General features: G+C 70.1%; 9 protein-coding genes. 8 read left to right on the top strand and 1 reads right to left on the bottom strand.

The window, feature by feature from the left end; genetic code table 11:
* Positions 1-119: 119 nt before the first annotated feature.
* The 7 genes from amiA to CQ040_RS10230 all read left to right on the top strand — a co-directional run bounded on the left by amiA (position 120) and on the right by CQ040_RS10230 (position 7,858).
* Entirely contained in the window at positions 120-218 is a 99-nt protein-coding gene (gene amiA / locus CQ040_RS21000; RefSeq protein WP_017831216.1) for a streptamidine family RiPP, read from the top strand.
* Between the two features lie 85 nt (positions 219-303).
* Entirely contained in the window at positions 304-1,104 is an 801-nt protein-coding gene (locus tag CQ040_RS10255; protein ID WP_105527261.1) for a hypothetical protein, read from the top strand.
* Complete coding sequence (locus CQ040_RS10250; RefSeq protein ID WP_105527260.1) at positions 1,101-2,114, top strand: CocE/NonD family hydrolase; 1,014 nt, start codon at positions 1,101-1,103, stop codon at positions 2,112-2,114. Before CQ040_RS10255 ends, CQ040_RS10250 begins: the two co-directional genes overlap by 4 nt.
* On the top strand, positions 2,111-3,514 hold the full coding sequence (locus CQ040_RS10245) for a YcaO-like family protein (protein WP_105527259.1): 1,404 nt from the start codon (positions 2,111-2,113) through the stop codon (positions 3,512-3,514). Before CQ040_RS10250 ends, CQ040_RS10245 begins: the two co-directional genes overlap by 4 nt.
* An 8-nt stretch (positions 3,515-3,522) precedes the next feature.
* A complete protein-coding gene (locus CQ040_RS10240; RefSeq protein ID WP_146113903.1) occupies positions 3,523-4,545 on the top strand; it encodes a hypothetical protein in 1,023 nt (340 codons plus the stop codon).
* Positions 4,542-6,176, top strand: coding sequence for an ATP-binding cassette domain-containing protein (locus tag CQ040_RS10235; RefSeq protein WP_181156871.1), 1,635 nt, complete (start codon positions 4,542-4,544; stop codon positions 6,174-6,176). The genes CQ040_RS10240 and CQ040_RS10235 overlap by 4 nt, the downstream gene beginning before the upstream one ends.
* On the top strand, positions 6,173-7,858 hold the full coding sequence (locus CQ040_RS10230) for an ABC transporter ATP-binding protein (RefSeq protein WP_105527257.1): 1,686 nt from the start codon (positions 6,173-6,175) through the stop codon (positions 7,856-7,858). Before CQ040_RS10235 ends, CQ040_RS10230 begins: the two co-directional genes overlap by 4 nt.
* Here CQ040_RS10230 and CQ040_RS10225 read toward each other — a convergent pair.
* Positions 7,836-10,370 (bottom strand): RNA helicase, encoded by a 2,535-nt coding sequence (locus tag CQ040_RS10225; RefSeq protein ID WP_105527256.1) that lies wholly within the window; start codon positions 10,368-10,370, stop codon positions 7,836-7,838. The two genes, CQ040_RS10230 and CQ040_RS10225, sit on opposite strands and share 23 nt — an antisense overlap.
* A 152-nt stretch (positions 10,371-10,522) precedes the next feature.
* Between CQ040_RS10225 and putP the strand changes: the two genes are divergently transcribed.
* Positions 10,523-12,034, top strand: coding sequence for a sodium/proline symporter PutP (putP, locus tag CQ040_RS10220; protein ID WP_105527255.1), 1,512 nt, complete (start codon positions 10,523-10,525; stop codon positions 12,032-12,034).
* Positions 12,035-12,047: the final 13 nt, after the last annotated feature.

Raw genomic sequence — 12,047 nt, 5'->3', positions numbered from 1 at the left:
TCAGCGATCCTAGTAGATATTGAGAATCATTATCATTTAGGGTCGACAGTGTTCACACACCGTGAACCCGACCCGCTGTCTCAGATCGCGGGACGGAAACCCCACTGAAGGAGCACGAAATGGAAAAGCAGATCCTCGCCGAGATCGAAGAGTCCGAGCAGCTGGCGCACCTGTCGGCATCGCACTCGAACGCACTGGTCGAGAACCCCTTCGACTGATCGCGGATCCTTCCGTCGCGCTCTCGAGCGCACTCCAGTCCGGCCGGGCGTTCGCGCCCGGCCGGGCCCATCACCGAGAGAATCCATGACTTCCGAACCTCGCATCCTGCCGCTCCCCGATTCCGGGGCGCATCTCGTCACCGGCGCCGACGGTCGCCCCCGGATCCGTCTGCGCACCGGACGCTTCGTGCTGCTCGACGCACCGCCGACCGACCTGGACACCGCACTCGCCGGTGGCACCGACGGCGCTGCCGCGGACTACCTCCGCCGCCTGGCCGGCGAGGTGCAGGAACGCGAATCCGCCGACACGCTGCGCCGCTGGCCGACCGAACGCCGCGCCGTCTGCCTCCTCGGCTCCGGCCCGCTCGTGGACGATCTACAGCGCCTGCTTTCGGTCTGGGGAGCACAGATCACGGTTCTCGACGCGGACGCAGAGATCCCGGAAGACGCGGCGCTCGTGGTCGCCTACGCCGAGGATGCGCACGGACGTCGCCGCTGGGCCGAGCTCGACCGGCTTCCGCAGCGGGGCGTCGCCTGGCTCCGCGCCTACCGTGAAGGCGAATGCTTCCTGATCGATCCGCTCGCCATCGACGGCGATGACCCCACCTCTGTCCAGGTGGCCGCACGACGGATGGCCGCGAGCAGCGCGCCGGCCTCCATCGAGGCGTGGCAGCGGTCGGCACCCCCTGCCGATGTGACGATCGATGAGGCGGCGAGAGTGCTGGTCCTCGCCCGCCTGCTGCACATGATCCTCACCTGGGCGCGGGGTGAGGCGGAGCTCGATCGCCTGCGCACGACGCTGTGGAAGCTGGCGCCGGCGACCGGCTCCGTCAGCGAGCACACGGTGCTCTCCTTCCCCGCAGCCCCGCCCCGGGTGATCCGATGACCGCGCCGCGCGACGCCCGCCGGCACGCCGTGATCGCGGACGACGGCGCCCTGCTGCGCGGCTGGGTCTGGGAGCCCGCAGATCCTCGGGGAGTGGTGGTCATCCGCACGCCCTACGGCGCCTGGCGTCACGGTGACACCGCCCGCGCCTGGGTCGGACGGGGATACCGCTGCGTGATCCATGATGTGCGCGGGCGGCACTCGTCCGACGGCGAATGGCACCCCTACCTCGCCGAGCGCGAAGACGGACGCGCGGTGATCGAGGAGGTCAGGGCCGAGAATCCCGGACTCCCGCTCGTGCTCTCCGGCGGCTCGTACGCCGCGCACACCGCGCTGGAGGCAGCCAGAGCCGTCGACGTCGACGCGCTGGTGCTCCTGGTCCCCGCCCTCGGGCTCGCCGAGACCGCCTGGGATGAGAGCGGGCGACCTCAGCTGCTCAACCGCATCGGGTGGTGGCACCAGCACGGTCGTGGGGCGCGCTCTCACGAGCCGTTGACCGACGAGGAGCTCGACGCACGCGTGGCGCGGGCGATCGAGGTCGGGGTAGATCGCGTGGTGGACGAATGGGGGTGGTCGCAGGACGCCCTTTCCGGATGGCGACGGCTCTGGTCTGCTCCTGCCGTCGACCTCGACCGCGCGTACGGCGCCCTCCGTGTGCCGCTGCTCCTGATCCGCGGCGATCACGATTTCTTCTTCGCGGATGCCGGTCGGCTCGCGGCCGCATGGCGGGGGCCGGTCCACCTGGTCGACGGGCCGTGGGGACACCGGCTGGCCGCGGACATCGACGACGAAGTGGTGCGCACCCGGCTGCGCAGCGCGGGCGGCATCGGGGGCGTGCTCGACTCCTGGCTCACCGAGAACGGCCTGCCATCCGGGGTCTCCACCCCGGAATCCACCCCGGTATCCGCCCCGACGCCCACTCCGGCCGAGGCGGTTATACGGCCGATCCGCCGCACCAGATCCGCCTTCGAACCCGAGACGGGCCGCTGGCGGTACGAGAGGACAGCATGACCGCGCACGACACCCTGGACCGATCCCCTGAACGCGCGACGCTGCCGGCTGAGGCGCTGGTCGATGCGGAGACCGGCATCATCCGCTCGGTGCGGGAGGTGCCGCATCCGGTCGGCGCTCCGCACCGGTACCTGGCGCTCACGGCATCCGTCGCCGACGCCCGCATCCTGGGCGAATGGCCCGCTGATCGGGTCTCGCTCGGCACGTCGTTCGGCGACCCGGCCCAGGCGCACATCGCCGCGATCGGCGAGGGCGTCGAGCGCTACTGCGGCAACTGGTTGCCCGACGTGCTTCCGCCCGAGGAACTCCGGGTCGGCACGGCCGACGAGTTGCGCACTGACGGGGCGACCGTCATCGACGAGGCCGATCTTCCTCGTTTCACTGACTGGCAGCTCGCGCGCCCCGGCTTCCCCTATCAGCGGTTGCTCCCTTCGACGCCGACCCTCTGGGCTCGCTGTGACGACCTCGACGGCGGATCCGTCTGGATGCCGGATTCGCTCGTGCACCTGAACTGGCGGCAGTCGCGCTTCCGCTCGCTGCCGCGGACGCACCACCTGAACTACGCCGGCATCGCCACGGGCGCAGGCTTCGACGACGCGCGCGATCGCGGGGTGATCGAGGTCATCGAGCGGGATGCGCTCGAGGTGTGGTGGCACCTCGACGGGCCGACGTTCGGCATCGATCCGGCGACTGTTCCCGGACTACTCGACGATCTTGAGGGGAGCAGCCTGCGCGTGTGGCTGGTGTCGATGCCCTCGGAGTTCGCCCCCGCGATCGGTGCGCTCGTGTACGACGAGGAGCGGGGGCTCTACGCCGCGGGGTTCTCGGCCTCCCTCGATCCGGCGCGCGCCGCGCGGAAGGCGGTGCTCGAAGCCGTGCACACCTGGATCTACACGCAGGGCTGCACGACGGCCGACGGGTGGGTGTTCCGCGCGGTCGCGGAAGGGCTGATGGCGAAGGGGCTCACGCTCGACTTCCGTCCCGACGCCGACTACACGGCCACGGCGGGGTCGCAGTTCGAGAACGTGATCGATCTCGGCGCGCACGTGCAGGTGTGGCTCGACGCGGCCGTGCACGGCGAGGCGCGCCGCTTCCAGTCGCCGGCGCAGGGGGTGCGACCGCTGAGCGAGGTCAGCTCGGTGACGATGGCCGAGGTGTACGAGCGGCTGCGCGATCGTGGGCATCGTGTGCTCACGCGTGACCTCACGACCTCCGACGTGCGGCGCACCGACCTGCGCGTGGTGCGCTCGATCGTGACCGGCCTCGTGCCCAACGCGCCGGCGGCGTTCTCGTACCTCGGGATGCCGCGGTTCCGCGAGGCGGCGCAGGAGCGAGGCTGGCGCTCGACCTGGACCGGTGGCCCGGAGGGCTTCACGCTCCTCCCGGCTCCGCACATGTGAGGCCGGTCATGCATCGCACACTCCCGGAGGGCCCTGGTCTTCCTGCCCCGCTCGCCGAGGCGCAGACGTCGCGCCTGCCCGCGGGGCCGCTGCCGCCGGGGCCGCGGGCGAACGCCTGGGAACGCGCCGGGGCGGTGGTGGATGAACCTCGCCGCGGAGTGCGGGAGCTCGTCGACGGCCTGTGGCACCCGGGGGAGTTCCATCGGACGACGGACGGCCGGGCCACACGCATCCGCCGACGCCCGGTGCCTTCCGCCGGGGCGTGCTACCCGGTGCAGACGCATCTGATCGACGCGACCGGCGCGCGCTGGACGGTCGACCAGGAGGAGGGCGTCTTCCGTCGTCGTGACCTCGCCGCCGACGGTGCGTACGGATGGCCCGCACCCGCGGCAGACGGCGGCGTCGCGCGCGTGGTGTTCGCGGTGCTGCCAGGGCGGTCTTTCGGGCGCTACCGGCATCGGGCGTGGCCGTTGTGGATCGCCGATGCCGCCTATGCGGTCGCCGCCGTGCTCTTCCTGCTGGGGGTGCAGGCCGGGCCGGTGGAGGTCGGCCCCTCGACCCGGCTCCGGTCTCTGCTCGGGGTGCCTCGCGCTGCCGACGTCGACGCGTGGATCCGTCGAGGGCTCGCGCCGGAGATCCCGCTCGCCGCGATCGAGATCCCCCACGACCCGGTACCGGATGCCGCGGCTCGGCGCGCTCTCGGCCGGCGCCGCTCGCCCGCGACCGCGGAGTTCGCCGCCCGGATCAGCGGTGCGGCCGCGCCCGAGGTCGAGCATGTCGCGAGAGCATCCGGCCAGGCCTGGGTGCGCGGGGCGACCGACGTCCGCTCCTGGTCCGTGCCGATCACGGCTCCTTCGACCGTCGTCGGTGCTGCGCTCTGGAGCGCCCATCTCGCCGCGGCCCGTCTCTGCTACGAGGCCGCGCTCGCCGGAGACAGGGGTACGCGCCCGGTCTCCGGCTTCTCTTCGACCGGTGACCGCTGGATCCTCCACGCGCTCGCCTTCCTCGACTCCCCCGGAGGTGCACGATGATGATCGTCCCCGAGCTGTGGCGCGAAGCGCGACGACGTCCCTGGCTCCTGTCCGTGAGCATCCTTCTCCTCCTCGTCGTGTTCGCGACGCACCTTCTGCAGGCGCTCGCCCTCGCGTGGTCGCTCGCCGCCTTCGTGCGCGGTGACGCGGCGGGCGCGGTCGCAGGCATCGGTGCGATCCTCGCGATAGGGCTGACGCGGGTGCTGTTGACGCTGGTGCAGGGCGATGCGGCTGCTCGCCTCGGCGGACGCGTCAGAGAAGACCTGCGCGGTGCGGCCGTCGCGGCAGCGCTCGTCCCCGAGCGGTTGCACGATGCCACGCTCCGCGACGGCTCGACCCAGCTCGCGCTCGGCGACGGTATCGACGGCACCGACGCCTACGTGTCGAAGTACATCCCCGCCGTGGCGCAGCTCGTCGTCGGCAGCCTGATCGCGGTGGGCCTCATCGCGGTGCTGTCTCCCCTGATCGCGCTGTGCGTCGCCGTGGGGATCCTGCTTGCGGTGCTGGGGCCCCTGCTATGGAAGCGGATGCTCGCCCGACGCGGGTTCGAGCACTGGGACAGCTATGAGGCACTCAGCGGCGACCTGCTCGAGTCGCTCCGCGGCATGTCGACGCTGCGGGCGCTGGGGGATGTTCCCGCGACGCGTGCGCGGCTCCACACCAGGTCGGAGGCCCTGCGCCTCGCCACCGAGCGCGTGATGCGGTCATCGCTCGCGGAGACGGCCATCACCGACTTCGCCGTGCAGGCGGGGGTGGTGATCGCTGCCGGGCTGGCGGTCGTCTCCGTCCTGACCGGGCACCCGCCCGCCGTCGAGGTCTACGCGCTGCTCCTGCTGTCTTCCGAGGCGTTCCGTCCGGTGCGCGAGCTGTCACGGCACTGGCATGCCGGATTCCTCGGGCTCAATGCCGTCCCCGGACTGGCGGCGCTCGGGGCGTTCCGTCGGTCCCCCGGGATGGTGCCGGAGGCCGAGATGGTGCCGGCGGTCGGGGGAGAGGTGCTTCGCATCTCCGGGCTCTCGTACCGCTACCCCGGCGCCGACCACGACGTGCTCCGCGGTGTCGACCTCCGCGCCGCGCGAGGAGAGGTGCACGCCATCGCCGGACCTTCGGGCGCAGGCAAATCCACGCTGTTCGATCTCGTGCTCGGCTTCCTGCCGGCGACTGCGGGGACGGTCGAGCTCGATGGGCGCCCCCTCCAGCCGAGCGACGTGGCCGTGGTCTCACAGCGGCCCGTCCTGTTCGCCGGGACCATCAGGGAGAACGTCGACCTGTTCGACGCCGGGCAGGAGGCGCTGGAAGGCGCGTGTGCTGCGGCAGGCGTGCTCGACGAGATCAGGGCCATCCCGGGAGGCTTCGACGCGATGGTGGCGGAGGCGGGGACGAGCCTGTCGGGCGGGCAACGACAGCGCCTCGCCCTCGCCAGGGCGCTGCTCGCCCGGCGCCCGGTACTGCTCGTCGACGAGCCGACCAGCGCGCTCGACGACCGCAGCGCCCTGACCGTGGCCGAGACGCTCGAACGTGTCGCCGCAGAGAGGATCGTGCTCATGATCAGCCACCGCCCCGAGGCCCTTGCCAGGGTCGCCGACGTGCGGGTGCTCCGCGACGGAATGCTCGTGAAGGAGGCCTCATGACCTCGTCCGCAGTCATCCTCGCCCGGTTGCTTCCCCCACTGCGACCGGAATGGCGGCGCATCGTCGGCAGTTACCTGATCGCCACCACGAGCCTGTGCGCACTCGCCGCCATCGGGGTGCTCACCGCCCTCGGCGTCGGTGGAGCCGTGGTGCATGGCGAGTGGCCGCCGGTCGTCTGGTGGGTAGCGCTCGGAGCCCTCGTGCTGCTGCGCACGTTCCTCACCTGGCGCGAGATGGACGTGTCGCACGCTCTCGCCTACCGCGTGCTCGCCCGGCTGCGGATGGCACTGTTCGACGCTTACTCCCGCAGTGTTCCGGGGCGCCGTCGTGAGCACTCCGGTCGGGCGGCATCCGTGGCGATGACCGACATCGAGAAGCTGGAGTTCTTCTACGCGCACACGGTGGCGCAGATCGGTGCTGCGCTCACCCTGTTCGTCGGAGCCCTGGTCTGCGCGTTCCTCGTGATGCCGATGGCCGCTCTCGTGATGCTCGGAGGCGCGATCGCCGTCGCGCTCACCGCCTGGGCTGGAGCGGGCCCGGCACGACGGATCGGGGCGCGCGAGCAGCAGGAGCGCGAGGAGCAGTCCGAACGGCTGGTCGACGCGCTCGGTGCGCTGCGCGAGATCCTCGCCTATGGCCTGCAGCGCCGGGTCGTGCACGAGGCGGTCGCGGGAACCCGGCGGTCGGCAGGCATCAGCCGTCGGCGGGAGGCCATCGCCCACCTCGTCGACGGGATGCGCGAGCTCATCCTCACCGCCGTCGTCATCGGCGTGATCGCGGCTTCGCTCCTTCTCGGCAGTACGGTCGGCAGTACCCAGGCTGCGGTGCTTCCGGCCGTGATCGCGCTCGCCGTCGCAGGAGTCGCTGCCGTGGCGGATGCCGCGCACACCGTGTCGGAGCTGCATCCGCTCATCGCCAGTGCCGATCGCGTGGGGGCGGGCCTTCACCGTCCCCCCGTAGTGGCGCCGGTCGACCGTCCGCTCCCGTTGCCCGACGGTCCGCTCGGGGTGCGCTTCGAGAAGGTGTCGTTCTCCTACGACGATCAGAAAGTGGTGCTGCACGACTGGTCGATCGACGTCGATGCCCGGGAGCACATCGGTCTCGCAGGTCCCTCCGGTGCAGGCAAGAGCACGGTCATCGCGCTCGCCGCACGGCTGTGGGATCCCGCGGCCGGCACGGTCGCCCTCGTCGATGCGGCGGGCATCGTGTACCCGCTCGGCCGCATCCGCGATGAAGATCTCCGCCGGACCGTCGCCGTGGTGGAGCAGGATGCCCGGCTCTTCCACGGCACCGTGCGCGACAACCTCGTACGCGGTTCCGACACCCGCACCGACGAGCAACTGCGCGGTGCGCTCACGCGGGTGGGGGCCGATGGCTGGATCACCCTCGACGACGAACTCGGCGAGCAGGGGGTTCGCCTCTCCGGGGGTCAGCGTGCACGGCTGGCGCTGGCGCGGGCACTGTGCCGCGAGCCCCGCGTGCTCATCGTCGACGAGATCACCGCGAGCCTGGATGCCGAGTCGGAGCGCATCATCTCCGACGTGCTCGAAGGCTTCGAAGGGACGGTGATCGCCGCCTCGCACCGACGCGAGACGCTGGGGCGGTTCGGCCGGGTGGTCGGTGTGGAGAGGGAAGACGTCGAGCGCGAGGGTGCAGCGGCTACAGCCGGTCGACCCCGGTGACCGTGACGACGGCCTGACCGGCTTCGTCGGAGGCGGCGAGGTCGATCGTCGCGGAGATGCCCCAGTCGTGGTCGCCGGCGGGATCGTCGAAGATCTGCCGTGCGGTCCACGAGATGGCGCCCTCCGTGAGGATCAGCAGTTTCGAGCTGCGGGCGTCCCCTCCGGTGAGGATCTCGTCGTGGTCGGCGAAGTATCCGTCGAGGGCATCCGACCAGGCATCGGCGCCGAAGCCCGGATCGAGCTCGGCCAGCGCGTTCACGTCTTCCCGCGCTGCGAGCTGCACCCGGCGGAAGAGCTCGTTGCGCACCAGGATGCGGAAGGCGCGGATGTTGCTCGTGAGGCGCTTGGGTGCGGGCGGGACGATCGGCTCATCGGGGGCGTGCGGATCGAAGCGTCCGTTGTCGACGCCGGCGATCAGCTCCTCCCACTCGTCGAGCAGGCTGGAGTCGACCTGGCGGACGAGTTCGCCGAGCCACTCGATGAGGTCGCGCAGATCCTCGTCCTTGAGCTCCTCGGGGATGGTCTGCGAGGCCGCACGGTAGGCGTCGGAGAGGTAGCGCAGCACCACGCCCTCGGAGCGCGCGATCTTGTAGTAGGCGACATATTCCCCGAACGACATGGCCCGCTCGTACATGTCGCGCACGACCGACTTGGGGTGCAGCTCGAAGTCGCGGATCCAGGGCTGGGCGGCGCTGAAGGTCTCGAAGGCGGCCGTCAGCAGCTCGTCGAGCGGCTTCGGGTAGGTGATCTGCTCGAGCAGTTCCATCCGCTCGTCGTACTCGATGCCCTCGGATTTCATGATCGCGACCGCCTCGCCGCGGGCTAGGAACTCCTGCTGGCTCAGCACGGCGCGCGGATCGTCGAGGGTGGCCTCCACGATCGAGATCATGTCGAGCGCGTACGAGCCCGTGCCCGTTCCGGCAGCCGGATCGGGGTCGAGCAGCTCGAATGCGGCGAGGGCGAACGGCGACAGCGGCTGGTTGAGCGCGAAGTTCGGCTGCAGGTCGACCGTGAGACGGATGTCGCCCTCCGGGGTCTTCTCGACGATGCCCGATTCTCGGAGGGTGCGGTAGATGCCGATGGCACGGAGTGCGAGCTGTCGCTGACGCTTCCGCGGCTCGTGATTGTCGTATACCAGCGAGCGCATATTCGCGAACACGTCGCCGCCGCGCGCGATCACGTTGAGCATCATGGCGCTCGTGATCTGCATGTGCGAAGTCAGAGTCTCGGGTACGGCGTCGATCAGCTTGCGGAACGACGGCTCGCCCCACGACACGAAGCCGTCCGGTGCCTTCTTGCGCACGATCTTGCGCTTCTTCTTCGGGTCGTCGCCGGCCTTCTTGACCGCGGCGACGTTCTCGCTCTCGTGCTCGGGGGCTTGGGCGACCACGGTACCGGCGGTGTCGTAGCCGGCACGACCCGCGCGACCGGCGATCTGATGGAACTCGCGGGCGTTCAGCTGCCGCATCCTGGTGCCGTCGAACTTCGTGAGCGCGGTGAGCAGCACGGTGCGGATCGGCACGTTGATGCCGACGCCGAGGGTGTCGGTGCCGCAGATCACGCGCAGCAGTCCGCGCTGGGCGAGCTGCTCGACCAGGCGCCGGTACTTCGGCAGCATGCCGGCGTGGTGCACGCCGATCCCGGCGCGGAGGAAGCGCGAGAGCGTCTTTCCGAACGCCGTCGTGAATCGGAACTCGGCGATCAGCGCCGCGATCGCGTCGCGCTGCTCACGGGTGGCGACCTTCGTGCTCGACAGTGCCTGCGCCCGCTCCATGGCCGCGGCCTGCGAGAAGTGCACGACGTAGATCGGCGCCTGCCCGGTGTTCAGCAGGTCGTCGATCGTCTCGTGGATCGGCGTGGTCTCGTAGAAGAAGTGCAGGGGGACGGGGCGCTCGACACCGGTCACGGTCGCCGTCTCGCGACCGGTTCGACGCGTGAGGTCGGCGGCGAGCTCGGTGACGTCGCCGAGAGTCGCCGACATCAGGATGAACTGCGCCTGCGGCAGTTCGAGCAGCGGCACCTGCCACGCCCAGCCGCGGTCGGGGTCGGCGTAGAAGTGGAACTCGTCCATGACGACCTGGCCGACGTCGGCATCCGTGCCCTGGCGCAGCGAGAGGTTCGCGAGGATCTCGGCCGTGCAGCAGATGATCGGCGCATCCGCGTTCACCGACGAGTCGCCCGTGACCATGCCGACGTTCTCGGCCCCGAACACGTCGACCAGGGCGAAGAACTTCTCGCTCACCAGCGCCTTGATCGGGGCGGTGTAGTAGCTGCGTCGCCCCGCGATGAGGGCGCTGAAGTGTGCGCCGATCGCGACGAGCGACTTTCCGGTGCCGGTCGGCGTCGACAGGATCAGGTTGTTGCCGGAGACGATCTCGATGACCGCCTCGTCCTGCGCGGGGTACAGGCTGATGCCCGTCGATTCCGCCCATTCGACGAAGGCGAGGTAGACGGCATCCGGATCCGCGGCGTCCGGAACGAGGGCGGGGTCGAGCCGCGGAGTGGAAGTCATGGTCCCTCGATCATCCCCCATCCGTGAGTGCTCCTGCTCTGCACGGCCGAAGTGCCGCCGCGCCGAGTCGGGTCTGCGCGGCGACAACCGCTCTTGGCATCATCGAACGACGACCGGATGCGGTGGCCTCACCGCGAGGGGGGACGACGACGATGCCCGACCAGATCTTCACTTTCGCAGCGCTGGGTGTGTACTTCGCGGCGATGCTGCTCATCGGCTGGATCGCCTTCCGGCGAACCGGCGACCATGAGGACTACGTGCTCGGCGGACGGAATCTTCCGCCGTGGGTGGCTGCGCTCAGCGCCGGTGCCTCCGACATGTCCGGCTGGCTCGTGATGGGGCTCCCGGGAGCGATATACGTCTCCGGTCTCATCGAGGCGTGGATCGCGGTCGGGCTCACCATCGGCGCCTACCTGAACTGGCTGCTCGTCGCTCCCCGGCTTCGCGCCTACACGCAGGTGTCGCGCAACTCCATCACGGTGCCGAGCTTCTTCGAGAACCGCCTTCGCGACACGACGCGACTGCTGCGCGTGGTCTCCGGTGTCGTCATCCTCGTGTTCTTCACTCTCTACATCTCGTCGGGAATGGTCGCCGGTGGTGTCTTCTTCGAGAGCTCTTTCAACGGCGACTACCTGACCGGCATGCTGCTGGTGACGGGCGTCACCCTCGCGTACACGCTCTTCGGCGGGTTCCTCGGTGCGTCGCTGACCGACGTCGTGCAGGGGCTCATGATGGTGATCGCGCTGATCGTGATCCCCGTGGCCGCGATCGTCGCCATCGGTGGACTGGCCGAGACGGGGGAGCTGATCAACGAAGTCGCGCCGGACCACCTCTCGATGCTCTCCGGCACAGCGCTCACCGGCGGCACCATCCTCGCCATCGTCTCGTCGCTCGCCTGGGGCCTCGGATACTTCGGGCAACCGCACATCATCGTGAGGTTCATGGCGCTGCGGTCGCCGCAGGAGGCGAAGAGTGCTCGCCGCATCGGCATCTCGTGGATGATCGTCTCCCTCGGCGGCGCAGTGCTGTCCGGCCTCGTCGGCGTCGCCTACATCGCCAAGACGGGTGTCGACCTGGCCAACCCGGAGACCGTCGTGCTGCTCATGTCGCAGACGCTGCTGCATCCGTTCGTGGCCGGCCTCGTCCTGGCCGCCGTGCTCGCCGCGATCATGAGCACCATCTCCAGCCAGCTGATCGTGTGCTCCTCGGCCCTCGTGGAAGACCTGTACGGCGTGTTCCGACGCACACCACCGTCGCAGAAGACGCTCATGCTGATGGGGCGGCTCGGTGTGCTCGGGGTCGCGATCGTCGCTGCGGTGCTGGCGATCACCCCGAACGACACGATCCTCGGACTCGTCTCCTTCGCGTGGGCGGGATTCGGCGCCGCCTTCGGGCCGGTCATCCTGCTCAGCCTCTACTGGCGCAAGCTCACCAACTGGGGCGCGCTGGCCGGGATGTTCGTCGGTGCGGCGACCGTGTTCATCTGGAAGGCGCTGGACACCGGGCTCTACGAACTGCTTCCCGCCTTCGTGTTCGCGATGCTCGCCGCCGTGGGCGTGAGCCTGGTCACCTACAAGCACGACGAAGAGATCCAGCAGGAGTTCACCGAGACCGGCGTGATGGTGGCACTGCCCCGCCCGCACGCCGTCGGCGACACCCCGTAGCGTCCGCCGACGG

It is taken from the genome of Microbacterium sp. MYb54, from assembly GCF_002979515.1.
Taxonomy (GTDB): domain Bacteria; phylum Actinomycetota; class Actinomycetes; order Actinomycetales; family Microbacteriaceae; genus Microbacterium.
The sequence above is the reverse complement of the archived record's forward strand: the minus strand, read 5'-3'. Positions and strand labels throughout refer to the sequence as shown.